General features: G+C 45.9%; 25 protein-coding genes. 16 read left to right on the top strand and 9 right to left on the bottom strand.

Annotation, left to right across the window (positions count from 1 at the left end; all coding sequences use genetic code 11):
- Nucleotides 1–92 precede the first annotated feature (92 nt).
- The 3 genes from EEX84_RS06520 to EEX84_RS06510 are packed head-to-tail and all read left to right on the top strand — an operon-like array spanning nt 93 to nt 2,044.
- Nucleotides 93–428, top strand: coding sequence for a hypothetical protein (locus tag EEX84_RS06520; protein WP_123164791.1), 336 nt, complete (start codon nt 93–95; stop codon nt 426–428).
- A gap of 38 nt (nt 429–466) precedes the next feature.
- The gene (locus tag EEX84_RS06515; RefSeq protein ID WP_123164790.1) at nt 467–1,291 is read left to right on the top strand and encodes a manganese catalase; all 825 of its coding nucleotides are present in this window, start codon (nt 467–469) and stop codon (nt 1,289–1,291) included.
- Between the two features lie 54 nt (nt 1,292–1,345).
- Complete coding sequence (locus tag EEX84_RS06510) at nt 1,346–2,044, top strand: YqjF family protein (RefSeq protein ID WP_123164789.1); 699 nt, start codon at nt 1,346–1,348, stop codon at nt 2,042–2,044.
- Between the two features lie 36 nt (nt 2,045–2,080).
- Here EEX84_RS06510 and EEX84_RS06505 read toward each other — a convergent pair whose 3' ends face one another.
- From EEX84_RS06505 to EEX84_RS06480, 6 genes are all read right to left on the bottom strand, one after another.
- Nucleotides 2,081–2,476 carry a DUF2512 family protein gene (locus EEX84_RS06505; RefSeq protein WP_123164788.1) on the bottom strand — a complete coding sequence of 132 codons (396 nt, stop codon included), beginning with the start codon at nt 2,474–2,476 and terminating at the stop codon, nt 2,081–2,083.
- 97 nt (nt 2,477–2,573) lie between these two features.
- Nucleotides 2,574–3,449 carry an SDR family oxidoreductase gene (locus EEX84_RS06500; protein ID WP_123164787.1) on the bottom strand — a complete coding sequence of 292 codons (876 nt, stop codon included), beginning with the start codon at nt 3,447–3,449 and terminating at the stop codon, nt 2,574–2,576.
- A gap of 143 nt (nt 3,450–3,592) precedes the next feature.
- Nucleotides 3,593–4,246, bottom strand: coding sequence for a superoxide dismutase family protein (locus EEX84_RS06495; protein ID WP_123164786.1), 654 nt, complete (start codon nt 4,244–4,246; stop codon nt 3,593–3,595).
- A 107-nt stretch (nt 4,247–4,353) separates the two neighbouring features.
- On the bottom strand, nt 4,354–6,933 hold the full coding sequence (locus EEX84_RS06490; protein WP_123164785.1) for a YfhO family protein: 2,580 nt from the start codon (nt 6,931–6,933) through the stop codon (nt 4,354–4,356).
- Between the two features lie 4 nt (nt 6,934–6,937).
- Nucleotides 6,938–7,348 carry a GtrA family protein gene (locus EEX84_RS06485; RefSeq protein WP_123164784.1) on the bottom strand — a complete coding sequence of 137 codons (411 nt, stop codon included), beginning with the start codon at nt 7,346–7,348 and terminating at the stop codon, nt 6,938–6,940.
- Nucleotides 7,338–8,276, bottom strand: coding sequence for a glycosyltransferase family 2 protein (locus EEX84_RS06480; protein ID WP_123164783.1), 939 nt, complete (start codon nt 8,274–8,276; stop codon nt 7,338–7,340). The genes EEX84_RS06485 and EEX84_RS06480 overlap by 11 nt, the downstream gene beginning before the upstream one ends.
- 281 nt (nt 8,277–8,557) lie before the next feature.
- On the opposite strand from EEX84_RS06480, the gene EEX84_RS06475 reads away from it, so the two are divergent.
- The 9 genes from EEX84_RS06475 (at nt 8,558) to EEX84_RS06435 (ending at nt 17,565) form a co-directional block, all read left to right on the top strand.
- Nucleotides 8,558–9,172, top strand: coding sequence for a TerD family protein (locus tag EEX84_RS06475; protein WP_123164782.1), 615 nt, complete (start codon nt 8,558–8,560; stop codon nt 9,170–9,172).
- Between the two features lie 13 nt (nt 9,173–9,185).
- Nucleotides 9,186–9,764: a TerD family protein gene (locus tag EEX84_RS06470; protein ID WP_123164781.1), complete on the top strand. Its 579-nt coding sequence runs from the start codon at nt 9,186–9,188 to the stop codon at nt 9,762–9,764.
- 106 nt (nt 9,765–9,870) lie between these two features.
- Nucleotides 9,871–11,016, top strand: a complete 1,146-nt coding sequence (locus tag EEX84_RS06465; RefSeq protein WP_123164780.1) for an HpcH/HpaI aldolase/citrate lyase family protein — start codon at nt 9,871–9,873, stop codon at nt 11,014–11,016.
- A complete protein-coding gene (locus EEX84_RS06460; protein ID WP_123164779.1) occupies nt 10,949–12,316 on the top strand; it encodes a phosphoribosyltransferase family protein in 1,368 nt (455 codons plus the stop codon). The genes EEX84_RS06465 and EEX84_RS06460 overlap by 68 nt, the downstream gene beginning before the upstream one ends.
- On the top strand, nt 12,313–13,422 hold the full coding sequence (locus EEX84_RS06455; protein ID WP_123164778.1) for a cysteine protease StiP family protein: 1,110 nt from the start codon (nt 12,313–12,315) through the stop codon (nt 13,420–13,422). Before EEX84_RS06460 ends, EEX84_RS06455 begins: the two co-directional genes overlap by 4 nt.
- The gene (locus EEX84_RS06450) at nt 13,419–14,234 is read left to right on the top strand and encodes a hypothetical protein (RefSeq protein ID WP_123164777.1); all 816 of its coding nucleotides are present in this window, start codon (nt 13,419–13,421) and stop codon (nt 14,232–14,234) included. Before EEX84_RS06455 ends, EEX84_RS06450 begins: the two co-directional genes overlap by 4 nt.
- A 16-nt stretch (nt 14,235–14,250) precedes the next feature.
- A complete protein-coding gene (locus EEX84_RS06445) occupies nt 14,251–15,864 on the top strand; it encodes a YceG family protein (RefSeq protein ID WP_123164776.1) in 1,614 nt (537 codons plus the stop codon).
- 21 nt (nt 15,865–15,885) lie between these two features.
- Nucleotides 15,886–16,968 (top strand): toxic anion resistance protein, encoded by a 1,083-nt coding sequence (locus EEX84_RS06440; protein WP_123164775.1) that lies wholly within the window; start codon nt 15,886–15,888, stop codon nt 16,966–16,968.
- 18 nt (nt 16,969–16,986) lie between these two features.
- Nucleotides 16,987–17,565, top strand: coding sequence for a TerD family protein (locus tag EEX84_RS06435; protein WP_123164774.1), 579 nt, complete (start codon nt 16,987–16,989; stop codon nt 17,563–17,565).
- Nucleotides 17,566–17,629: 64 nt separating this feature from the next.
- On the opposite strand, the gene EEX84_RS06430 is transcribed toward EEX84_RS06435, so the two are convergent.
- Complete coding sequence (locus EEX84_RS06430; protein ID WP_240033928.1) at nt 17,630–18,865, bottom strand: Zn-dependent hydrolase; 1,236 nt, start codon at nt 18,863–18,865, stop codon at nt 17,630–17,632.
- A 131-nt stretch (nt 18,866–18,996) separates the two neighbouring features.
- On the opposite strand from EEX84_RS06430, the gene EEX84_RS06425 reads away from it, so the two are divergent.
- The 3 genes from EEX84_RS06425 to EEX84_RS06415 all read left to right on the top strand — a co-directional run bounded on the left by EEX84_RS06425 (nt 18,997) and on the right by EEX84_RS06415 (nt 23,161).
- The gene (locus tag EEX84_RS06425; protein ID WP_123164773.1) at nt 18,997–20,172 is read left to right on the top strand and encodes a M20 metallopeptidase family protein; all 1,176 of its coding nucleotides are present in this window, start codon (nt 18,997–18,999) and stop codon (nt 20,170–20,172) included.
- 140 nt (nt 20,173–20,312) lie between these two features.
- Nucleotides 20,313–21,842 carry an AbgT family transporter gene (locus tag EEX84_RS06420; RefSeq protein ID WP_123164772.1) on the top strand — a complete coding sequence of 510 codons (1,530 nt, stop codon included), beginning with the start codon at nt 20,313–20,315 and terminating at the stop codon, nt 21,840–21,842.
- A gap of 20 nt (nt 21,843–21,862) precedes the next feature.
- Complete coding sequence (locus EEX84_RS06415; RefSeq protein ID WP_123164771.1) at nt 21,863–23,161, top strand: amidohydrolase; 1,299 nt, start codon at nt 21,863–21,865, stop codon at nt 23,159–23,161.
- Nucleotides 23,162–23,217: 56 nt separating this feature from the next.
- Here EEX84_RS06415 and EEX84_RS06410 read toward each other — a convergent pair whose 3' ends face one another.
- The gene (locus tag EEX84_RS06410) at nt 23,218–24,483 is read right to left on the bottom strand and encodes a TRAP transporter large permease (protein WP_123164770.1); all 1,266 of its coding nucleotides are present in this window, start codon (nt 24,481–24,483) and stop codon (nt 23,218–23,220) included.
- Nucleotides 24,468–24,968: a TRAP transporter small permease gene (locus EEX84_RS06405; RefSeq protein ID WP_123164769.1), complete on the bottom strand. Its 501-nt coding sequence runs from the start codon at nt 24,966–24,968 to the stop codon at nt 24,468–24,470. Before EEX84_RS06405 ends, EEX84_RS06410 begins: the two co-directional genes overlap by 16 nt.
- Before the next feature lie 426 nt (nt 24,969–25,394).
- Between EEX84_RS06405 and EEX84_RS06400 the strand changes: the two genes are divergently transcribed.
- Nucleotides 25,395–26,441, top strand: a complete 1,047-nt coding sequence (locus tag EEX84_RS06400; protein ID WP_123164768.1) for a DctP family TRAP transporter solute-binding subunit — start codon at nt 25,395–25,397, stop codon at nt 26,439–26,441.
- Nucleotides 26,442–26,589 lie beyond the last annotated feature (148 nt).

The raw sequence follows: 26,589 nt of genomic DNA, 5'->3' as shown, positions 1-26,589 counted from the left end.
TGAATTGTGAAAAAACTTGTTTCAATCAGAGCCAGAAGGGTATCCAAATAATGCGTGCCTAAAACTAACATGAGCAGAAAGGAGGGAGAAACGTGGGGAACAAAGAATCAGATTACAGCACAGACCCCTTAAAAAATGAATCTGAAGGCACTGAAACCGGAAAAGGAAAAAATGATTTCAATGCGGGTGGCAATGCCTCTGACTACGATGGAGGCCATCCGAAAGACGTTTATCCTGAAAGCGAAGGACGCATCAGTTCCGATGAAGAGCGCCCGAATCAAAAGGAAAAAAGCGATAAAAAATCACTCGATGAAAATGAGTTTAATGCGGGTGGCAACGACTCTGACTATGACGGCGGCCACCCCCAAGACGTGTCACCGAAGAGTGAAGGACGAATTGACTCCAATAATGATAACCCCGGAAAATAAGCAATATAATTTCAAAACATATATAGGAGGTCTTGTAGATGTTTTTCCATAGAAAAGAACTTCAATTCCATGCTAAACCCGATGCGCCAGATGCCGTTTTTGCGAAACAATTGCAGGAAGTCATCGGCGGGCAATATGGTGAAATGACTGTAGCGATGCAATACTTATTCCAAGGTTGGAGTACACGTGGCCATGAGCGATACAGAGACTTATTGATGGATACAGGCACTCAGGAACTCGGACATATCGAAATGCTGGCGACCATGGTTGCCAGATTGTTGGAAGGAGCACCTGCCTACGAACAGGAAAAAGCGGCAGCAGATCCGGTAGTGGGAGCCATCCTGGGAGGCATGAATCCACAGCACGCGATTGTCCATGGCTTGGGAGCGTCACCTAAAGACAGCAATGGAGTGCCGTGGAATGCAGGCTATATTATCGCAAGCGGGAACTTGCTGGCGGATTTCCGTTCCAATGTCAACGCTGAGTCGCAAGGCCGCCTGCAAGTGGCTCGCCTGTACAGTATGACGGATGATAAGGGCGTAAAAGAAATGCTTTCCTTCCTTTTAGCGCGTGATACAATGCATCAAAACCAATGGCTTGCAGCGATAAAAGAAATGGAAGCAAAAGAAGGCGTTATCGTGCCTTCTACTGTTCCTCCAGAATGGGAAGCTTCCGAGTATTCACATATCCATTTCACCAATTCTGAAACCAGCACCAGCTCTCAGCTTTCCTGGTTACACGAAACAGCGCCGGACGGCCACAATTTCACTGTCGAAAAACCGGAACCGATGGGCGAGGCGCCCATCCTGAAACCAGCACCTCCGGAAGCACATGATACGTTGCCGGAAGACAAACTGAAGTAAACTTCTCATCACAAGCCTCTTCTCAGGAAGAGGCTATTTTTACGGAAAGGAGCGATGAAAATGCCGAAAAAGTGGATGATGACTCAGGAATGGCACGATTTGGTGTTTATGCATTGGCCCGTAGACAGGAATGAAATGAGAAAATATGTGCCGGCTGAGCTCGAAATTGACATTTATGATGGAAAGGCATGGCTTGGACTGGTTTTTTTCAAAGCAAAAAAGACACGCCCCCGTTTTCTTCCGCCTGTGCCCGGAGTCAGTTCTTTCCTGGAATTGAATGTCCGAACTTATGTAACATACAAAAGGCAATCGGGTGTGTATTTTTTCAGTCTCGATGCAGATCATCCGTTAGCTGTCAAAGCAGCAAGATTGGGTGATTTCTTACCTTACCGGCATGCGCAGATGGCAATGTCAACGACCGGAAAAAGATGCACTTTCAAAAGCAGAAGAACGAATAAAGGTTCTTTTCCGGAGTCCTTGGAATTGTCTTATCGAGTAACCTCACACCCTGTTGACAAAACAGAGCTTGAAAGCTGGCTGACGGAACGTTATTGTTTATGGACAAAACCAAAAGGACAGCTGCTCCGGCTGGATATTGAACATTCCCCTTGGAAGTTGCAATATATACAAGGTGAGATAGAAAACAATACTATGGCGAGCTTTTTATCAAAAAATCTTCATTTGGAAAAGCCGCTTACTCATTACTCCAAACGAAAGAAAGTGCGCTTTTTCCCGCCTGTCCCTGAAAAGTAAAAGACGCCGTGCAACTGCATCGGCGTCTTTTCGGTGTTAAGACTGTCTAGGTTCATCGTGTGTGGTCGTGTGGGAAGTTTCTTTCTGTTTCCACACCCGCTTTGTCAGATAAATATGGAAAAACCATTCGCCGGCGGCTATTAAAACAGCTGAATAGATGGCAGCCATAACAAGAGAAAAGTCAGGATTTTCGATCATCCAGAGGCCAATCAGCCAGACTGCGGCAAAAGCGAGCACGAGGTCACCGCCGGTTGCAACTTTATTGGACGTGCTTGGGTAAATGGTTAAATCCCCTACAAATCCAACAACACTCAAGATGACACTGATGATAAATATTTCAAAAACCTGAACGCCGTAGGCCAGTCCCAGAACAATGAACAGCACAGCGAAAATCATTGCAAACTTGACGATAAAAGCTTCTAAATATTTCAATGGGTCCACCTCCTCAGTACTGGGTTATATATCCTCCCTATACCCGAATGCGGCAAAAAAACTCACTCAAACACAAGAATGCAAAAGTTAGGGTGAATTAGGACGTAATAAAATCTCCTCCGTTGACATGGATTGTCTGGCCGGTGATGTAAGTGGAGTCTCTGGACGCCAGGTAAACATAAGCCGGCGCCAATTCCGCAGGTTGGCCACGCCGCTCCATCGGTGTATCCCCACCATGTTCCCCAACTTTTTCGGCATCGAAAGAAGCCGGAATCAGCGGTGTCCAAATCGGCCCTGGAGCTACTGAGTTGACCCGTATCCCTTCATCTATTAAGTTTTGAGATAAAGAACGTGTAAAGGAAGTGATCGCTCCTTTTGTCGCTGAATAATCGATGAGTCCAGGTGACCCTCGGTATGCCGTCACAGACGAGGTATTAATAATGGAATCATGCTTTTCCAGGTGGGGCAAGGCAGCCTGTGCCAAGTAAAACATGGAAAAGATATTAGTTTCAAACGTTTCTTTCAGCTGGTCGGGTGTAATGGACAAGAAGTTTTTCTGCGGGAATTGTTTCCCGGCATTATTGACCAGTATATTCAAGCTGCCGAATTCAGCCACTACGTCGGCAACCAGCTGGTGGCAATTTTCTACATCGCTGATGTCGGTGGCGATTTTCATGCAGTTGGCTCCGTATTCTTCCACAATTTTAACCGTCTTATCAGCATCTTCGTGCTCATCCAGATAAGCAATGGCCACATTCGCGCCTTCTTTGGCGAAAGCAATCGCTACCGCACGACCGATTCCACTGTCTCCGCCGGTGATCAATGCCACTTTGCCTTGGAGTTTGCCGGATCCTTTATACTCTTTGTCATCGTAAATCGGTTCAGGATCCATTTCCTTTTCCAGACCCGGTTGTCTCGGCTGTTCCTGAGGGTCCACTTTTTCGTCAATTCGTTCAAACTTGTCTTCTGACATAAAAAAATCCTCCTTCACAAATTCGGTTTACGGTATTCATTCCCTTTTGAATCCCGTATAAACGCATGTGCTTGCAGGAGGATGGCCAGCGTAACAATTTTGTACGTGGATATATGCAAAAAAAAGCGGGATGCCCGCTTTTTTTACTCAGCAGTCACCACGCCGCAGGCAATTCGTTCGCCGGAATCACCGGATGGCTGAGTTTCGCCATCGTCTTCACCAGCGTGGATGATCAAAGCTGTTCCTCCTTCTTTCACCAATGAGTTGTCTTCGCCGCTTTTCAAGGTGACATTTTCAGCTGTAATTTCTTCACTGACTGTGCCATCTTCGCCGACTTCAATGTTTGGCAGGTCACCTGCATGAGGGCCTTCCGGGTGGTTTAAGCCATGGCTCGCGCCTGTCGGGTTAAAATGACCTCCCGCCGATTCGAAATCAGGTGCTTCACATTGTCCCGTTTCATGGAAGTGAATGCCGTGGGTCCCTTGTTCCAGGCCTTCGACGTCAAGTGCTACAGTAACACCGTTGTCTTCATCACTCAATTCAGCAGTGCCAATGGAATTGCCATCGCTGTCCATCATGTCGATGGTTAAAAACATGAACTCTTCGCTTTCCCCGCCACCTTCATCTTCACCTGCTTCTTCGCCAACTGGAGGAGTTTCTTCTTCACCTTCCACATTTTCCTGTTCTTCCGGCACACCTTCCGTTTCTGTTGCCGGTTCTTCTGTATCACCACCACCACAGGCTGTAAGGACAAGGAGAATTGCAATTGCCAGTAGGAACATCAGCCAACGCTTCAACTAAACCACTCCTTTTTGAAGATTTTGTTATTCTTTCAATACACTTATTTCCGGGGAAATAAACGCTATTTTCAGAAAGCACTTCTTTTGTAGGAGAAATTCCGGATTCATGTTCTCCTTTTTCTGAAAGACCACCATATCGCCAAAAACAGAGACAGCAAGCTGACAATAAGAGAAGGTGTAAAGAAAGGAGGCAGATAAGTCAGCGTCATCTCATTCTCACCTTCAGTGAGCGGAACGGCAAGAAAAGCATAGTTTGCTTTCAGGACATCGACGTTTTGTCCATTGACTGTCGCTCGCCATCCTCGTTCATAGGGGATGTTCATGACCAGATATTGATGACCTTGCGGGTTGTTGTATAAAACTTCAACTCTACTCCCGTTGATGCGGAAAGAAGAAAGAGTGGATGGCTGGTTGCTTTGTTCTTCCAATACATCATAAGGTTCTTCATAAATTTCGAGTTCCGTCAATTTATACTGTCCTTCCGGCACACGGATTTCCACAACTTCAGCTGACGGGATGCGGATGGTTAAATCATCGACAAACGTTTTGTAAATAGAATCGTTTGGTTTGCGTGTCGTATGGTAGCCATTTACAGTAAGCGGAAAACCTTGACCAGCTGCCATATTCTCTAAATGAAAGGATAGATAGACATCGCCCTCGGTGAAGTTACCGTCTACCGGCGTAAGGTCAAGTCCGCCCGTTTCTCCAAATACGGTCAATATACCATCTTCAAAGGAAGCCGCATGTTCAGAAATCACGAAAGAAGCTGTTTGGTCCGGAACGTCAGGAAGGGGATCTGCCTCCTGGTCTCCATCAAGCACAATGCCTGTCAGCATGGCATGTTCCCGGATCAAAGGCGGAAAAGGAGCCAGCTGTTCCTCTTGATAAATCGTCGAAGCTGAACGGGCAAACGGCAATACGTTGTCATTTTCATAGACCGTATAATTTTCTGAAGACATTACTTCTGTAAATCCATAAGGGACATTGGGATCGGCCTGAGGCAAAATAATATATTTGCCTTGGATAAGGCTTAAAAGATTCGCTCGATTTCCCAGCGTAGCGTAACGGCTGACACTTTCACGGGCCATATCGATTTCCAGGTCATATAAATAGAAGTACAGCAAGTTTTTGTTCAGGATGCTCGAATAGGCACTGACACCGCGGTATCCCTGGACAATTGGGGAATTGTTGCGTTCACCTTCCATGTAATCGATCCGGTAAAAGCTGTCCTCTTCTCTTTGTTCAATTGTCCTGATAAGATTCCGGATTTCAGGGTCATCATATTCCGGTCCTGTCAGCAGTTCTTCTGTCACTTCTGCAATGTCTCCGTCTTTCAGAAGTTTCTCCACCTGATAAAAGTTGACCGAAACGATCATCCATAGAAACAAAAAGCCGATTAACGAATATCGGAACCCGGCTCTGCCAGTTTTCACGTAGCCGAACAGCAGCCCGGTGGTCAACAACAAAGTACCCAATGTCCATGCAGTTGAAAGAGAGAAAAATTTAAAATAGTCGTCGTTGGCTGCATATAATCCATAGCAGGCGAAGGCTAATGCAGAAGCGAGCGTTAAAGATTTCGTAGTGAGTTTCGACAAATCCTGCATCCCGGCTGCTATTACTCCCCCAATGACCAATGCCATGAAATATTGCCAGCGGTATTGAGGGGCGGAGAACCCGTTAAAGGCGCTGGCTGCCATTGGGCTGTAGTGAAGAACAAGTCCTGCCATCCCCAATAAAGCAAACAAACGGAATGTCTTATTTTTATAAAGAAAAAAACAAAACAGCAACAAGACAAAAAGAGCGGGAGGCATAATATACCGGCTCGTAAATAAGATGTTGTCGATAAATTCAAACCACACAACTTCCTGTTCAAAAGGCGGCCGATGATTATTCAAATAGGCGTATACGGCCGGTACAAAAGAGACGGCACTGATTCCGGCGCCGATCAACCCGCTCAAAAACAATTGGACAACCGCTTTTTTCCTTTTCGTTTCGGACGGAACCAAAGGAATGAACAATCGGAACAGAATGTAAATGCCGGTCAACAAGAAATTGACATAAGAAAAATAGAAATTGTCAACCATCGAGATGGCCACGGCGGCTAAAAACCAGCCCGGTCTTTGTTCCCGGAAGATTTTTTCCACACCCAGAATCAGTAGCGGCAGCCACAGGAAAGCATCGGCGAAAAACTCCCAGTATACGGTGTGGCGAAAGTACATGCCCGTAAGACCGTAGAAAGAAGCCCCCAGTACTGCCAGGAGGCGTGAAAACCTCATGTACAGGAAGAGATGGGTGGCGATGAACAGGATAAACGCCAAACGGACAATGCTGATGAACACGGCGGCGTTGGCCCAAAACAAGGCATCCGGTGAACCGATGGCCCCCACCGTTTCCAGTAAAAAGACGACCAGCACCGTCACGATGAATACGAGAGAAGTCGAAAAATAATAGGCCAGTTCACTGTAGGTGCCGGCGCCTAAGCCGAAGTCAAAAGAATAAAAGAATTCTCCTTCTGTGTATTGGTCATACAGCAGCTGTTTAAATGGAACCATTTGTGCAATGCCATCCCCGATGCCCACCATAAAGCTGTCGTGCATCCACTGATACAAAAAGACTGCATGTCCGAAAACAGACAGCAGGAGGGAAATAAACATTAGCACAATTGTAAAAGTCATGTTGCGCATGGATTCACCGTCTTTTGACAAATTTTTGTTGAGAAGTGTCCTTTAAAATTTTGCTGGACACGATAAAGGTGATTGGTACAGTAAATATCACTGCAGCAAAAGGTGCAATATTACTGTTCAGCTTGAAAAACTCCACAAATACAAATATCAGAAATGTAGAGACGGACATATTGACCACTTGAGTCAAAGGGAAATACAGGTATTTTTTTAACGTCGGTTTGATTCGGTACGTTACGTAACAGTTAAGGAAAAAAGAGACATTCAAACTGATAAAGAATCCAATGACATGAGCCAGTAAATAAGGAAGGGAAAAGGCATTATGCAGAACCAGGTAAATAGCGTAGTATGTCAGCGTGTTGATGACACCGACAAAAAGAAAGCGGGTAAACTCCGTATTCAGAAATTTACTGTTCATCATATTCATCCACGTTGCTGACATCAACCAAAAAGTTCGGCCGCCTTTTCGTTTCATTATAGATTCTGCCGATATATTCCCCGACAACTCCCAGACTGATGAGCTGAATTCCGCCCAGTACGAGTATGGCGGTGATGGTGGTGAAATAACCCGGTGCCCCGATGCCTTCTTTTATAATTTGAATCAGCGTTATGCCGATGTAAATCAATGACAAAAACAACACGATAAAGCCGGTGTAAAAACAAACTCGCAAAGGTTTCGTGTTAAAGGACAGAATGCCGTCAATTCCGTAATTGACCAGGCTGCCGAACGACCATTTGGAATCACCGTCTTCTCTCAGGACATTTTCATAGCAAATTGTTTTTTTGCTCAACCCGATCCAGGAAAAAAGACCTTTTGAAAAACGGTTGCTCTCGCTGAGTGTCAGAATGGAATTAATGGCTTTTCTGCTCAACAGGCGGAAATCACCTTCTCCGTCCATTAGATCCACGTCTGTAATGGAATTGATCAACCGGTAATAGAGGGACGATAAAAAACTGCGCAGTTTTGGATCCCCGACTCGTGACCGCTTCGCCACCACTTGATGAAAGCCTTCTTCATATCCTTGAAGCATTTCGCCGATTAAAGTCGGTGGATGCTGCAGGTCACTGTCCATCAGGATGACAGCTTCTCCTTTGACGCGCTGAAGGCCGGCAAGAATGGCAGCTTCTTTGCCGAAATTGCGGGTCAGCGAAATATATTTGACGTATTTATGAACTTTGGCCAGCGATAAGATTTCTTCGAGCGTGCCATCACTGCTGCCATCATTGATGAACATGATTTCATATCGATAAGGAAGCGCGTCTAACTGCTGAACCAGCTTCTCATGCATCGAAGAAATATTGTGTTCTTCATTATAAGCGGGCACAACAATGGATATCAGCTTCATAACCACTTCCCCTTTCATTTATGTAAAAAACTCGGTCTCTGACTTTGTTTACCCCCAATGATGATAAAATAAGCCGGCACCGTGAGTCTATCAGAAACAATGAAACCTTTTCTTTTTGTTTACGTACAGTAGGAGAGGGAAATGTATAAATTCAGAAATGCTGGATCATCTCCGGCAAAAGACGTGAAAGGTTAAAACTTTTCAGCTTTTAAAATTGAATTTTTCTGAGTTTACAAATAGTATTGAAGTAGAATGCATAAAGAGAATGGAGAGTGTTGAAGATGGCTATCAATTTAGTGAAAGGTCAAAAAATCGATTTGACAAAAGGGCGTTCATCCCTTTCAAGCATTATGGTTGGCCTCGGGTGGGACCCGGTCGAAACCAAAAAGAGCGGTGGATTTTTAAGCGGCCTGCTTGGCGGCGGCGGTGGCGGAGCTGATATCGACTGTGATGCTTCCGTCATCATGCTTGATGAAAATGGAAAATTACGCGGCAAAGAAAACCTGATTTACTTTGGAAACAAGAAAAGTAAGGACGGCAGTGTCGTGCATTCCGGCGACAACTTGACGGGGGAAGGCGAAGGCGACGATGAAACGATCAACGTTGACTTGAAACGTATTTCTCCATCGATTCATCGTCTTGTATTTGTCGTCAATATCTACAATGCCCAAAAGAAAAAGCAGGATTTCGGCATGATTGAAAACGCCTTTATCCGTTTGGTCGATAACCAGACGAGAGAAGAACTGGTCCATTACAATCTGACGGAGAATTACTCCGGCAAGACTTCTTTGATTCCTGGTGAAATCTACCGCCAGGGCAATGAATGGAAGTTCTCTGCAGTAGGGGAAAGTACGACGGATTCTGATATTGGCTCGATTGCCAACAAATACGCATAAGGAGTGAAGTGGAGTGGCTATTAATTTATCAAAAGGACAAAAAGTGGATTTAACAAAAAGCAACCCGGGGCTATCAAATGTCATCGTTGGTTTAGGATGGGATACCAATAAATACGACGGAGGCCATGATTTCGATTTGGACTCTTCCGTATTCCTGTTGAATGCTGAAGGCAAAGCGGCTTCAGAAGCGGATTTCGTATTCTACAACAACACAGTCGGCGCTGGTGGAGCTGTCGAACATACCGGTGACAACAAAACCGGCGAAGGGGAAGGCGATGATGAGCAGATCAAGGTGAATTTGTCTTCGATTCCATCTTCCATCGAAAAAGTGAATTTTGCCATCACGATCCATGATGCAGAAGCCCGCGGCCAGAATTTCGGGCAAGTAAACAATTCATATGTACGGATTGTTAATGCCGAAACAAATGAAGAATTGATCCGCTATGACCTGGGAGAAGATTTTTCAATCGAAACGGCTGTTGTGGTAGGGGAACTTTACCGCCACGGCAATGAGTGGAAATTTAATGCAATCGGAAGCGGTTACCAGGGCGGACTCGGATCTCTCGTAAAGGATTTCGGACTCGACGCTTGATCAATCAGTGAAGAGAAGACAAGCAAGGGGCGGGGCTCCTTGCTTTTTTCTCCATTATTTGAAAAAGAATAAGATGACGTTTTCATCATGCCGGGAGGGGACAATTGTGAAACATTTTAATGCATTGACTGATTCTGATTTAAAAACCTTCTTTAAATATTCCCCGGCAGAATTCAATCGTGATACAGAACGGGAAACGTTGGGACTGGCATTGGGAGCGGCGCTTTATACACCAGGATCGAGACCTGATGTTGCGCAGAAAGTCATTGATGGCAGTTACAGGAAGGCAGCTTTTTCCGGCTTGGCGACTTTGATCATCTGCCTGGAAGATGCAGTCGCGGATTTTGAATTGCCTGCAGCAGAGAAGAATGTAGTGAGCCAGCTGAAAAAGCTCGAGCTGGCACCGGTTGATCAGTTGGAAAAAGGTCCTGCCTTGTTCTTGCGGATTCGTGATGCTGAACAATTAGACAAAATCGTTTGCCAGGCAGGAACGGCAATGGGTGTCTTAACCGGCATCGTCTTCCCGAAATGCCAGCCGGATAACCTGCTGTCTTTTTTTGGCGCGCTTGACCGTGCCAGTGAAGCAGCGAATCGAAAGTTATATGCACTGCCTTTACTGGAGACGAAAGAAGTGCTGTACACCGAATCGAGAGAACAGACTTTACAGGAAGTATATAAAATTTTGGTGGCGGAAAAAGAGCGGGTCCTGACAGTGCGTGTAGGAGCCACTGATTTTTCCAGCTTGTATGGAATCCGCCGTCCTGCGGAACGCACCGTTTACGATGTGCACTTGATCAGGGACTGCCTGGTTTCCGTTCTGAACCGCTTCAGTCGGGCAGAAGATGGCTTTACCGTATCCGGTCCTGTTTATGAATACTTTTCGGGTCATCGAAACGGCTGGCTTTCATCCTCTATAGAAAAAGTTCTGTGGGAAGAAGTTCAGCTGGATATTCTGAATGGATTCAAAGGAAAAACCTGCATTCACCCTTCGCAGATTTCCATCGTCAATGCCGGACATATTGTTTCTCTGGAGACCTATGAAGACGCCATGCTGATTTTGTCGGAAAGTGAAAAACGCAATGGTGTGCTGCAGAGCCCGAAACGAAATAAAATGAATGAAGTAAAACCGCATTTGAGCTGGGCGAAGAAGGTTGCGGCTCAAGCGAAAGTCTATGGGGTGCTGAATGAAAACTATCAAGCAATCGATGTCCTCAACCATATCCGTGCCGAACAATTTTCAAACCAATTATAAGTACTGGGATAAAATGGACATCAACGTAAAAATACATCGAACTTACGAAGGGCTGACGCCTGATTCGCTGTTTGCCATGGCTCTGCGAATTAACAAAAAAAGGCAATTTCTGTTTGTCAGTAAACTGATCGCAAAACATTTGGCCGTTCATCCGTCACTTGCCCTGGGGACGGGAACATTGCTGGCTTCTTTACTGATGGAGAGTGCAGGGGATTCGGCACATCCGCAAACGAAAGAAATTGCACGCATGATTGAATCACAAAAACCATCCAGCAAATTGATGCGCAAAGCTCTGGAATATCGAATTGCCCTGTCTGAAAAGACACTTTTCCTCGGAATGGCGGAAACTGCCACCGGGTTGGGCCATGCTGTTTTCCAGCATTTTAAGCAAGCGGATTATATTCATACAACGCGTGAGGAAATCAAAGGCCAAACACCTTCTTTCGTCTTTCAGGAAGAGCATTCTCATGCGACGGACCACAAAGTGTATGCACCTGCCGGAATGCTTGAAAAAGCTGAGACGATTGTGTTGGTTGATGATGAAATCTCAACAGGCAATACATTGATCAATTTGATTGGCGCATTGGATGACCAATACCCAGGGAAAGAGTACAAATGTTTATCGATTCTCGATTGGCGCAATGACAGCCAGAAAAAGACAATGGCACAGATGGCTGAAAGCCGGGGAATTCATGTGGAAGTGCTGGCGTTGATGGCCGGTGAATTCGAGTTGATCCACAGTGAATCTCCTGAAGAAGAGAGCCTGGATTTTTTAAGCGGCACGTCAACAGTTTTGCTGAACAGAAAAGCGGAAGGAAAAGCATTGCCGTATTCTTCGCAAACACAACAGCGTTACCTTACATATACGGGAAGGTTTGGCCTGGACAGCTCTACCCATGCAGAAATCGGCAGCTGGGCACAAGCTGCCGTAAAAACGGTGGAGAGTGGTGCCAAGCCCCTGGTGATCGGCATTGGAGAAAATATGTATTTACCGCTTCGCTTCGCATTGGAACTCGACGGCGCTCCGCTTGTTCAAACAGCAACCAGAAGTCCGATCTATGCTTCCGACAGCGAAGGTTATCCGATAAAGGAAAAAGCGAAATTCAGTTTGCCTGATGCAGAAGGGATTGACCATTTTTTATATAATGTCAATCGACTGGATGTAGACAAGATTTATCTATTGGCTGAATCAGTGATCGATGAAAAATCCTGGCAGCCATTGCTTGCTTACCTGGAGAAAAAAGCGCCTGTTGAATGGATATCCATGACAGCAGCCGAAAGGAGTGCCCAAGCCGAATGATTGCAACCCGTTTAGTGAAGACCAGTTATCCGAAAAAAGACATTACTTTTTTATTGAAAGATGTAACAGAGGATTTTACGGAAAGTTCCCTGGAAGAACGTGAAAATGCTGTGAGAAGTGGGGCTCATTATGCTGAAAGGCTCCCGGTCGAATACCGGCCTTCTGAAGAATATACGAAACTGTATCACGCTTCGGTCGAAAAGACGAAGGAACAATTGAGCTGTCTGGTGGGAGTTGTGACAAGGCGTATTCTGCTTAACGCGGGTACAGAGGATGTCGTGCTGGTGTCGCTGGCCCGTGCGGGAAGTCCAATCGGTATCCTGATCCGCCGGTACGCTGAGCAAATCCTGAATTTGGACTGGCCGCATTACAGTGTTTCAATCCTTCGGGATAAAGGGCTTGATGAAAAAGCGCTTCAGGCAGTCAGAGAGGCCCATCCAAAAAGCCGGATTCAATTTGTGGATGGATGGACCGGCAAAGGCGCCATCCAAAAAGAGTTGACGAAAGCGGTAAATTTGCTGAATGAAAAACAGGATTTGGATCTGCATGATGATATGGCGGTGCTTGCCGACCCGGGAGCCTGCGCTGTATTGTTTGGCACAAGAAATGATTTTCTGATTCCAAGTGCCTGCTTGAATGCTACTGTCTCGGGTCTGGTCAGCCGTACCATTCTAAACCCAAAATACATTGGCAATGACGATTTCCATGGTGCTAAGTTTTACGGTGAACTGCTGGAGGAAGATTTATCAAATGACTTTATCGACCAAGTGACCTCCTGTTTCTCAATCACTTCAGCTGCGGCAGAAAAAGAAGTGCTCAGCACACCGGTCAAAGTGGAAAGAACCTGGGAAGGGATGAAGGAAGTAGAAGCGATCGGCCAGAAGATGTACAGTGAAACCGATTACCATCTGGTCAAGCCGGGAGTAGGAGAAACGACGCGGGTGCTTCTCCGGCGCAGTCCGTGGAAAGTGCTTGTGAATGATTTAAAACACCCGGATGTTCAGCACATTCTCATATTGGCGGCAGAAAAAGAAGTGCCGGTTATAGAAGTGCCGGATCTTTTCTACAGAGCGATCGGTTTGATCCGTTCGGGGAAAGAATCATGACCATACTATTTGCCAGCGATCTGGACCAAACCTTAATCTATTCCCACCGTTCGATGGGACCAGATGTGACCCCTGAAGAGTTACAGGTAGTGGAGCATCTTGAAGGCAAGCCGCAATCCTTTATGACCAGGCGGGGACAAAAGGCGTTATGGGAACTTGAAAAGTCAGCCGTCTTTGTTCCTGTAACCACGAGGACACAAGAGCAGTATGAACGCGTAACAGGCATATACAGGGACGGGCAGCTTCCGCGATTTGCTGTTATTTCGAACGGGGCTGTGATTTTAGAAAATGGACAGCCGGTTCGTGATTGGTCGGACAATATCCGCAAACAATGCATCGACAAAAAGACGGTGATTGAAGAATTGATGCCTGAGATCAAGCGCCATTTCTCCGAAGAGTGGGTGTTGAGAATCAGGCAGGCGGACGATTGGTTTGTCTACTTAATCGTGGACCGGGAAGGTTTTCCAGTGGAAAACCTTGAATATTATACGAAGGTGTTCCGTGAAATCGGCTGGGGGATGTCCCTTCAAGGCCGAAAGCTGTATTTCATGCCTGAAAGTATTACCAAAGCGGCAGCGATGGAGTATGTCCGTGATAGAATGGAAGCAGAACTGGTTGTTGCAGCGGGCGATTCACTGCTGGATCTGGATTTGCTTGAAAGTGCGGACCTCGGTTTTTTGGCAGCACATGGAGAAGCTGTTCGCAGCCGGTCGGCGATCTCCTCCCATATTCAGGTGACAGAGCAGACAGGCATCAAAGCGGGAGAAGAAATCCTGGCGGGAGTTGCTGATATATCGCTTCAAAGCAAGTAATTAAGGAGGGAAGCCCATGGTTCAACTGCATCCGGTTCGCGTGAGAACGTGGGACCCGGAAAAACTGGCGGGTTGGCTGAAACAGCCGATTGTCAATCACACTGAAACGAAAATAGACGGAGAAACCATCACTTACCCGCAGCTGCTTGGCCAGTTTCTCGGCATGCCGCTCGATACAGATGATTATTTCGCTTCAATTTACGATTTGCTGGAAGATGCGGAAGGGCGCGTACTGCGGCTTTCCGGAAAGCTCAATAAGCACATTGATCAGGAGCGGCTGCGCAATTTGCAGGATTTGTTTGAGATGAATAAAAAAGAAAACGGGCTGTCACCTAACCGGATTGTGGCATTCCTTGACGGCAAAGGACTTTTGCCAAGGTTGAAAGATGCGGGAATGAATCGGCGTATCCGGGTGGTTATGATCGATATATTGAAAGCGTTCCAGCAGCAGTCGGGAGGCAGCACGACTCATTCTTCATTCCGGAGGATAGCAACCGATCTTGTGAAATGGACGTTCAATCACATCCAGCCGGAGATTGACAATTTGTCTTTGGAAAAAGGGCTTCCCGGATTTTTATGGTACGGAGAGGCAACAGAAAGTGAGAAATGGTTTCTCACTTTTGCCGCTGCATTCGGGTTTCACATCATCGTATTTGATCCGACAGCCGAACGTTGGTTTGAAAAAGCAGTAGACGGCGATGGCCTTCATACCCACACGTTCCAAGTGACAGCAGACAGCATTCCTCTTTTTCCGGAAGAAAAGCCGGAGCGGGTCGGAACCGTTGCCTACCGCGCTACGCAGGAAGTGGACCGGCTGCTTCATCATGACGATTCCGGTCTTTATAAGCCATTCCAATTCAAGTCCTACGTTACACGGTCGATCCGGTTGAAAACGACCATAGACGAAGCATTCATGCTGGCAAAAGAACGGGCCATGGTCCGGCCGTCTTTTGGCGTAGAAAAAGGAACCGTCATGATTCCGGTGGTTTTTGCCAAAGTGATGGGCATCGAAAAAGACCGGCGCCGTTTTTGGGACAATATCCACAACCTGACGGAACGGGAGGACACCAAGCTGATCCGCAGTTTTCCTTTTATCGAGGAACGGAAAGGCAATCAGCAATTTCATTACCGTGCAGCGTTGGGCAATGACGGAAAACTGGATCCGGAGAAGATGAAAGCTTCGAACTGGTGGAGATACAGCAAGTTACCGGAAGGTGTTCAAACGGCAATAGGTGCTGCAATCGCCCGTCATGTGGAGAAACCGATCTTGCTGCCACAGCCCGGAGAGTCGTTCGAGGATTTGCAGCTTTATGCTTTTTCCCAGTCCATGTCATTGCCTGATTCAGTGATACAGCTGATTCAATTGTTCGATTATCCTCAGTTTGTCCCGACGCTGCTGTTTTACAACGAAGAAAAAGACGGCGAACTCAGTCGGGCGGATGCCAACGCGATTGCGTTGGTCCACATGTTCGGGCTTGATGTCATCGTCATCAATCCGCAGGGACATCGTGATATTGAACGATGGATTGACACAGAGGCAATCGATGAACATTGGCTGGATGAACGAAGTTTCAATGAACCTTTCCAGGAGCCGTCAGTAGTCAAAAAATTATTCAGGAAATGGCTGTAACCAATAAAGGAGGGAAACAGGATGAATACAATGCCAGATCAGATTGAACAACAGGAATTGATCATGAAAGATGAAAATGAATTGCAGACAAAGCTCAAACAAGATCCGGAAGTGCTGCAATTGGCTTCGAAAATTGACCCGAAAAACCAAATTGAATTGTTGGAGTTCGGCCGCGAGCCGGCAAATGAGATTTCGGCTTTTACAGGAAAAGTACTGAATTCCGTGCAGGCCAACAGCATGGAGGAATCCAGTGAACTATTACGGCAGCTCGGAAAAATCATGGATAAATTCGACAAAAAGGATTTCGTTGAAAAGAAAGGCTTCTTCAACAAAATTTTTAATAAAGGCAACAAAATGATTGAGCAGCTGTTTAATAAGTATCAGACGATGGGAACGGAAATTGATAAAGTATACGTGGAAATCACAAAGTACGAATCGGAAATGAAAAAATCCACCACTACTTTAGAAGAGTTATACGACCAGAACTTCCAGTACTTTATGGAGCTGGAGAAGTACATTGCTGCCGGTGATGTAAAAGTGCAGGAATTGAAAGCGCAGGAACCGGCTGTAAGGAAAAAGGCCGAGTCAGGTGACCAAATGGCGTTGATGGAGCTGAACTCTTTGCAGAACGCCATCGAATTATTGGAACAGCGCGTCTACGATCTGGAAATGGCTAAACAAGTGTCGTACCAGGCGGCGCCTCAAATCCGTATGCTGCAGCGGGGGAACACAAAACTGATCGGAAAGATCAACTCTGCGTTCGTCACCACGATTCCTATTTTCAAAACCGGCTTGATCAATGCGATTGCGGCGAAGCGCCAAAACCTGGTTTCCGAGTCGATGAATGAGTTGGATCGCCGGACCAACGAAATGCTGATCAACAACGCCAATGATATTTCACGCCAGAGCGTGGATATTGCGCGCATGTCCGGTCAACCGAGCATCAAGATTGAAACCATCGAACAAACATGGGAGACTATTATGCAAGGGATGAACGACACGCGCGCAATTGAAGAAGAGAACCGCAAAATGCGCGAAGAAGGCCGTGTCCGAATTGAAGAGTTGCAAAAGAAATACGAAGATGCCCAAAGAAAAACCAATTGATCTGAGGAGGAATTGAGTATGTCAACAATCAACTTATCAAAAGGCCAAAAAATCGATTTAACAAAAACAAACCCGGGACTGACAAAAGTAACTGTCGGACTTGGCTGGGATACGAACAAATACAGCGGCGGTGGCGACTTTGACCTGGACGCTTCTGTTTTCCTTGTAGGAGAAAACGGCAAGTCCCGTGGTCCTGAAGATTTTATCTTCTATAATAACCTGGTCGGCGGAAATGGTTCCGTCACGCATACCGGAGATAACCTGACCGGTGAAGGAGAAGGCGATGACGAGCAAGTAATCGTCGATTTGCCGAATGTTCCGGCAGACATCCATAAAGTTGTCTTTACTGTAACAATCCATGAAGCTGACAGCCGTGGACAGAACTTCGGCCAGGTTTCAAATGCATTTATCCGCATCGTCAACGAAAGCACAAACGAAGAAGTTTTGCGCTATGACCTTGGGGAAGACTTCTCCATCGAAACGGCTCTTGTCGTCGGTGAGTTGTATCGCCACGGTGGTGAGTGGAAATTCAACGCAATCGGCAGCGGTTATCAAGGCGGCCTTGCTGCTCTCGTCAACGACTTCGGCTTGAGCTGATCCAACGATAAAATTGAAAACCCGCCCTTCAAAAAGTTAAGGGGCGGGTTTTGTTATGGAAAAATCATGAAAGTTTTTCATCTGCCAGTAAAATGGCATTCAATAAAACATTGGCGCTTTGTTCGATATCTTCTTTCAGGCTCAATTCTTCAGGGTTGTGGCTGATGCCTTTTATGCTTTTTACAAACAGCATGGCGGATTTGGTGACTCCGGCCAGGTGCAGGGCATCATGTCCTGCCATACTTGGAAGAACAGCATAAGGGACATCGATCGTTTTTGCCGACTGTTCCAGAAGCTCGACAAGTTCCTGGTCGAATACGGCTTCCTGAGTATCATAAATATTTTTTATGGACACAGACACTCCGTACTGTTCTTTGATTGCTTCGAATAATTGATGAATCCCGTCAACCAGCGCTTCGCGTTCCTGCTTGTCTGCTGACCGGACTTCCAGCACAAATTCCACACGCCCAGGGATGATGTTAGCGGCATTTGGAAATACATCAAATTTCCCCACAGTAGCGACAGCATCCGTATTCACTTGTTTGGCCAAGCGCTGGACAGTCGCAACCATTTCTCCTGCTGCTGCTAAAGCATCTTTTCGCTCGGTCATCATGGTGGTACCCGAATGGTTCTGTTCGCCATCAACGCTGACAATGTCACGTGATATTCCAACGATTCTGTTCACTACACCGACTGGCAGGTTCTGCTTCTCCAACTTTTTTCCCTGTTCAATATGCAGTTCAAAAAACGCGGCCAGGTTTTTGCTGTTGGCATCGGATACTTGAGAAATATCCCCTCCGGCTTTTTTTACAGCATCCACCAATTTCAATCCTTCGTTGTTTTGTGCTTCGCTCAACTCATTGGCCGTCAATTTCCCGGTGAAAGCACGGCTGCCCATCGTAGCAAAGTTGAATTCGTTTGCTTCTTCAGCTGTAAAAGAAACGATTTGAAGCGGATGCTTCAGAGTTCTTTGCTGATCGATCAAAGTCTGCACGATTTCTTTTGCCACCAGCACGCCAAGTGCTCCATCATACTTTCCGCCATTGGGGACGGTGTCCAGATGCGAACCGAGGACAATCGGCTTGTCACTGTGGCCATCACCTTTCAGCGTTCCCCACACATTGGCAATGGGATCAACGGATACCGACAATCCCAGGTCTTCCAGCTGCGTTGAGAACAATTCCCTCACCTGGTAATCCTCTTTACTGAAGCTGGGTCTCGTAATGCCTCCAGTCGGCTGTTTTCCATAGGACGCATAGCGCTCAACCTCATTCATTAAACGTTCGATATCGATTTTCAATTTTCATCAATCCCTTCGATTTGCTTATGAATCAATAGTAACATAATCTGTTTTTTTGAAAATTGTTTTAGTAACCGCTTACGCTATGTGATATTCTCGAATTAAGAGTCAAAAAGAAAGGGAGACAGCTGATGACAATATACGAGCGTGTAAAAGAGGTAAGAAGGGCGCTGCACGAACAGCCGGAACTGGGCGGAGAAGAGTGGGAAACATCCAAGCGGATTCAAGATGAGTTGACGAATGCGGGCATCCCGTTTAAAACCGGCTTTGCCAAAACCGGTGTTCTCGGAATTATTGAAGGCGGCAGCGAAGGTGGGACAGTAGCGTTGCGTGCGGATATAGATGCTTTACCGATTCTGGAAAAAACAGATGTGGAGTTCAAGTCGAAAGTGGACGGGAAGATGCATGCCTGTGGACATGATGCACACACTGCAATGCTGCTCGGAACAGCTTTCAAACTTCAAGAGAAGAAATCTGAATTCCCGGGGCGGGTTCTGCTGGTTTTCCAGCCTAACGAGGAAACTTCGCCGATTGGCGGGGCAAGACCGATGATGGAAGACGGGGTGTTTGATGAGTACAAGCCGGATGTCATTTTTGGCCAGCATGTTTGGCCAAGCCTTCCGGTAGGTCAGATTGGTGTCAGAGACAAAGAAATGATGGGGGCTTCGGATACGTTATCCTTTACCATTAAAGGCGTCGGCGGACATGCCAGCATGCCTCATCTGGGAAAGGATGCCGTGGTCGTGACGGCAGAATTCATTTCTGCGCTGCAGTCGATTGTCAGCCGGAACGTTAATCCGCTGGAGTCCGCTGTCATTACGATTGGAACCATTAACGGAGGGTACCGCTACAATGTCATCGCCGACCAAGTGGAGCTGAAAGGAACCGTGCGGACTTACAGCCAAGAGGCGAAAAAGACAGTCAAGCAGCGAATGGAAAACTTGGTCAAAGGATTTGAAACCGCTTATGAAGTGGAAATCGATTTCAAATATGTAGACGGTTATGATGCTACGATCAACACTCCTGAATGGGCAAAGCTGGTTCGGGAAACAGCTGCGGAAACATTGGGAGGAGAAAGTATTCCGGAAGTGGAACCTTCCATGGCCGGAGAGGATTTCTCCCGTTTCCTGAAAGAAATTCCTGGTGCTTTCTACTGGTTGGGCTGTGCTAGAGAAGGAGTCGACATCCAGAAAGCACTGCATGATCCGGAGTTCTATTTTAATGAAGATGCGATTAAGGTGGGAGTGGACACCATGACAAACGTGACCCTCAGCGCTCTTCAAAAATTGACAGCGGTTGATTCGTAAGGTATCTCCGTCTCTTATCTCCGGGGGAAGGGCGGAAAGAAGCAAAACGCAGTAAAAAGATTATCTTGATTAGAATAATAGGGTTTGCATATAATAATTATTAGTTGATTTTTATTTTGAATTTGAAAAGGAGGCACAAGATGAAAAAGCCAGAAGAAAACGGAAAGAAAAACGGGTTTTTTATTCGGTTTTTGAATACAGTTGAGAAATTGGGGAACAGGTTGCCTGATCCATTCATGATTTTCGTATACTTAGCGATTGCAGTCATTATCGCTTCATACATTTTCAGTTTGTTCAACGCTTCAGTCGTTCACCCGGGTACCGGAGAAACACTGGCTATCCAAAACCTTATGTCAGGAGAAGGCCTTCAATACATTCTCACTTCCATGCTGACGAACTTTACGGGCTTTGCGCCACTCGGCACTGTGCTGGCGATTATGCTCGGTATTGGATTGGCAGAAAAAGTCGGATTGCTTGAAACGGCTATACGAAAGACAATTATGAAGGCTCCGGCATCGATGGTGACATATGCTGTAGCGTTTGTTGGTATCATGGGGAATATTGCCTCTGATGCTGCTCAAATTCTGATCCCGCCATTGGCGGCAATGGTATTTTACAAACTGGGACGTCACCCGCTTGCGGGTCTTGCTGTCGGCTTTGCCAGCGCGGGCGCCGGCTTTACGGCCAACTTGCTGATTGTCGGGACGGACGCTTTACTTTCAGGGATCTCCACGGAAGCGGCGGCTATTTTAGACGATACATTGGTCGTTACTCCTGCCGATAACTGGTATTTCAACATTGTCTCTGTTTTTGTCATGACAGTTGTGGCAGCTTTGGTAACTGAAAAAATCATCGAGCCGAAACTTGGGAAGTATGAAGGCGGCGCGGTTGTTGACGTAAGTTCAGAAGAACACCCGAAAGCGAATAAAGGTTTACGTAATGCAGTGTTGGCAGCTCTTGCCTATATCGCCTTGCTATTGGTTGCAATTCTTTGGCCGGATTCTCCGCTTCGCAACGAAGACGGTGGCATCATTCCATCGCCATTCCTGTCAGGAATTGTGCCGGTTATTCTGGGGCTCTTCCTTTCTGTTGGTGTAGCGTACGGGGTGACGGTCGGAACGATTAAATCTTCCAAGGATGCTGTCGGCCACATGGGCGAATCCATCAAGGATATGTCCGGATTTATTGTTTTGATCTTTGCGGCTTCCCAGTTTATTGCCTATTTCACCTGGTCGAATATCGGGACATGGGTTGCTGTAAACGGCGCGGTATTATTGGAAGACATTAATTTCACTGGTATCTACTTAATTGTCGGGTACATCATCTTTACGTCTTTGCTGAATTTCCTGATTACATCAGGATCTGCCAAGTGGGCGTTGGAAGCCCCTGTTTTTATCCCATTGTTCATGCAATTGGGCTATCACCCGGCATTCACACAAATGGCTTACCGGATGGGGGATTCATCCACCAATATCATCACACCTCTGAACCCATACTTTATCGTTGTTTTGTCTTTCTTGAGACAGTACGATAAAAATGCGGGGATGGGAACGTTGATTTCATTGATGATTCCATATACGTTATCTTTCTTGACTGTCTGGATCATTTTGTTCCTGATTTTCTTCTTTGCAGGTTTCCAATACGGACCAGGAATTACACCTTTCCTATAATGACGAAATGAGGAGATCATGTGACGGAAAAAATAGTTAATGAAAATCTTCAAAACCAATTGATCAGTTGGCGCCGCGATTTGCATAAGCATGCGGAATCCGCATTTTTGGAAATGCGGACAGCCTCATTGGTGGCAAGTTACTTGGAATCGCTCGGCTATGGACTGCAGGTAGCGGGTGAAGTGATGAAAGCGGATGAACGAATGGGCGTGCCTTCTAAGGAAGTGTTGGATGCTCATTATAAATGGGCAGAGGAAAATGGCGCAGATGTCGACTGGCTTCCGAAATTTGAAGGAGGCATGACCGGCGTTGTTGCCACACTTAAGACAGGAAAGCCTGGACCGGTTGTCGCCTATCGGTTCGACATGGATGCTCTTGATATTCAGGAAGACATGTCGGACGGGCACATCCCGTTTGAAAAAGGCTTCACGTCATTAAATGATTTTAAAATGCACGCATGCGGCCATGATGGCCACACGTCCATCGGGCTTGGCCTGGCCAAAATGGTGATGGAACAAAAAGAAAAATTGGCTGGAACCATTAAATTGATTTTCCAACCGGCAGAAGAAGGGACGCGTGGAGCAAAATCCATGGTGGAAGCAGGGGTCGTAGATGACGTCGATGTTTTTATCGCCATGCATTTGGGAGTAGGCGTACCATCCCGAGAATTTGTAGCTGGAAACTCCGGATTTTTGGCCACCACCAAAATGGATGTTGTGTTCAAAGGCGTTGCTTCCCATGCTGGCGGAAAACCTGAAGAAGGCCGTAACGCATTGATGGCTGCTTCATCAGCTGTTCTTGGTTTATACGGAATTCCGCGTCATTCCGGCGGCGCATCGCGCGTCAATGTCGGTGTGTTGAACGCCGGAACTGGCCGCAACATCATTCCATCAAAAGCCTCCATGAAAATTGAAACACGTGGAGAAACATCTGAAGTGAACGATTATATTCGATCCCAGGCTCTTTTTGTTTTGAAAGGGGCAGCCAGCATGTACGGTGCGGAAGTGGAAGTCGACATTGTCGGTGAAGCGAAAAGCAGTATGCCAAGTGCTGAACTGGTCGATCAATTGGCGGAGACAGCTAAAACTTCCCCGCACTTTGACACGGTGACAGCATGGTTGCCCGATGCAGCAGGATCGGAAGATGCTACTTATTTTATGGAAAAAGTGAAAGCCAATGGCGGCTTAGCCACTTACTGTATAGTAGGCAGCGATCTTGCAGCAGGTCATCATAACGAACGCTTTGACTTTGATGAAGCTTCTCTGGAGGCAGCTGTTGATGTATTGTATCGCTCAGTTGAAAAGCTAAGCAATGCATAAGAAAAAGACGAGGAGATTCTCCTCGTCTTTTTCTTATGCTTTGCCATTCTATTCAGCTACGTAAGAATCAATGAAATTTCCGGGAAGATAATGATAATGACGAGTACTAGGACAAAAATAGCGAAAAATGGGACAACCCCTCTTATTACACTCTCGACTTTTTCTTCTGCTATCCCACTGACCACGAATAAGTTCAGTCCCACTGGCGGAGTAATCATTCCGAGCTCCATATTCACCACCATGATAATTGCAAAATGGATGACATCGATTTCCAACGCCGCGATAATCGGCAGGAAAATCGGTAATGTGATCAGGATAATGGCTGTCGGTTCCAGGAACATTCCGAGTACAAAGAACAGCAAACTCACGATAAGGAGGAACATCCATTTATTGAATCCACTGTCACTGACCCAGGCAGCAAAATCCTGAGGAACTTGTTCAGTTGTTAAGAACATTCCAAATACAAGCGCCGCAGCGATAATCAGGAAAATCATTGAAGTGGTGTTAATCGATTCTAATAGGATTTCTTTAAATTTATGCCAGGTCATTTCCCGGTAAATAAGGAACGAAATGAGCAATGCATAAAAAGCAGCTAAAAATGATGCTTCGGTCGGTGTTACAATTCCAGTATAAATACTGCCCAAGATCAGAACCGGCATGATGAGTCCCCAAAAAGCTTTGAGAGTCGGTCTCCATCGTTCATTTAAGGGAACTTTCGGCAAGCCGCCATAATTTTTCCGATAAGCTACAAATACTGCATAAACGATTAAGGCAGCTCCCAGGAGAATGCCGGGCAGAATTCCTGCAGAAAACAAGCGGCCTGTGGATTGTTCGGAAACTGACCCATAAAGAATGAGTGGAATCGATGGTGGAAGCAAGATTCCAAGTGTTCCTGCTGCAGCCACGAGACCCATGGAATATTTTTTCTCATAACCCGCTTTCACCATCATCGGAATCATGATGGCACCAATAGCTGCGGCAGTGGCCGGACTGGATCCGGAAATAGCAGCAAACACCATACAAGTGAGAACCGTAACAACCGATAATCCGCCTTTTGTATGGCCAACCCAAGCACGAATGCATTCGATCAAGTACTTGGAAATTCCGCCTTTGGCCATAATCAGGCCGGCAAATACAAATCCCGGAATTGCCATCAACGTGGTGCTGTTGACACCCGTAAACATTCTTTGAATAACGGTGTTGAGGGAAAAATCAACCATATAAAGGCCAACGATACTCGAAACTGCCAGACTAATCGCAATCGGGACTCTTAAAAAGGCGAGTACGAACAATAGTACAATGACAACTACAGCTGCTTCCATTCGGCATCACCTCCACTGACTACTTCCTCTTTCATTACAAAGAATCGGTATGCTTTTTCACAAAAGCGGATAAACAATAAAGTTCCCGCAATCGGCATGATCAAATAGTTAATCCAGATTGGAAAACCTACATCGATGGTTTTAATGCCTTGGGCATAAGCGGTCGTGACCATATCCATGCCAGTCCAAATAATGAAGATGCTGAAAGCGATGCCGATAAGCAGAATAATTACTTGCGATACTCTTTTCATAGTAGGTCCAAATCGATCATAGAGGACGTCAATGGCGATGTGTTTGTCTTCCCTCAGGGCTGTCGAAAAGCCGATAAAGATTGCCCACACCAAAAGCATCGTATAAATTTCAGTTGCCCAGCTTTGAGAAGATTCCATAATATACCTCATAAACACGGAGTAGAGGCTGATGGCAATGCCTGCAAGAAAAAAAACCGCCGAGAAAGCGCTTTCAATCCAATCTAAAATCTTCAAATTTTTTCCTCCTTCTAAGGTCTTTTGTATTTTGGATACGATATTATAGAACAAATCATAATATACTCTCCTCCCAATAACAAGTGGAAAAATCAAAAAATACTAACTATTTTGAAATTAGGATAACCAGGGGAAAATACTTGCTGTTGAAAGCAGAGGGAAATTTAATGAAAGGGGAAAAAAAGTCTTAAATGAAATAAATTAAAAAATTCAAAAATTTCTTTACACTGTTTGATTATTGTGATAATTTTGGGATGAGTTGTATCCAATAATCAAGAGGGTAAACTCTTCTTCGTTTTATACTTTTGAGAAGCCCGAATGGATGATGAAGAAGGAGGTGTCAAATGAAATGTAAACCCTTTCATTGGATGTGAACAGGGTGAAAAGTACTGTCTGCAATAATTAAAATTACAAGGGGGAAATTTTATGAAGAGATTTGTGCTTTCTCTGTTTCTGGTTACGACCCTGCTGTTTTTGGCAGCATGCGGAAGTGACGAAGGAAGTGGGGGTTCAACTGCCAGTGGGGATGGTAACGGAGGCGATGACATCCAGGAGCTGACCATTAAATTCTCACACGTTGTGGCAGAGAATACACCTAAGCATCAAGGGGCATTGGCGATGAAAGAATACATTGAATCGGAGTCCGATGGGAAAATCGAAGTGGAGATTTACCCGAACAGTTCATTATTCGGAGATCAGGATGAATACCAAAACCTGGCGGCAAACAATGTACAGTTCATCGCACCTGACTTGACGAAATTTGTGGGCAACAACCCGCAGTTCAACGTGCCTGCGCTTCCATTCATGTTTGATAATGATGAAGAAGCTATCGCTTTCTGGGATGGGGAGAAAGGCCAGGAGATTTTAGGAAGTCTTCAGGATGACGGTGTACTGGGGTTATCAATGTGGCCAAATGGTGGGAAACACATCACCAATAATGCACGTCCCATCGACTCACCGGATGATTTTGAAGGGTTGAAGTTCAGAACACAAGGCGGACAGGTGCTGGAGTCTATATACTCAGCTATGGGAGCAGGATCTGAATCCATTCCTTTTGGTGAGCTTTATACTGCACTTGACCAAGGGGTAGTAGAAGGCCAGGAGAATACATTCAGTAATATTGAATCGAAAAAGTTTGACGAAGTACAGGAACATATGACGATTATGAACCATACTCGCGTCGACTATGCCATCTTTACGAACACTGAATTCTGGGAAGGCATGAATGAAGCAACAAAAGAAATCGTTCAGGCCGGAGTAGATGAAGGCACAAAAGTGGCAAGAGAAGAAGCAATGTCATTGAATGAACAGGCTCTAGAAACAATCAGAGAACGCGGATTGGTAGATATCATCGAATTGACAGATGAGCAAATTCAAGTTTTCAGAGATGCATTGGAACCAATCTACGACGAATACGAAGATGAAATCGGCGCAGATGTTTATGAAGCAGCCCGTGAAGCTGCCGGTCAATAAATTCACATCGATTTCTTAAGAGAACTGAAAAGGTTGGCTGTCACCATAGCCAACCTTTTCAGTTTAACTATGATGGCAGTTGAAAGAGATGACGGGTTGTTGTCCGTTAATCGGTTACATACAAACAAAATGGAAACAAACTAAACCA

Origin of the sequence: Planococcus salinus (genome assembly GCF_003719725.1) — a bacterium.
Lineage (GTDB): Bacteria > Bacillota > Bacilli > Bacillales_A > Planococcaceae > Planococcus > Planococcus salinus.
The sequence above is the reverse complement of the archived record's forward strand: the minus strand, read 5'-3'. Positions and strand labels throughout refer to the sequence as shown.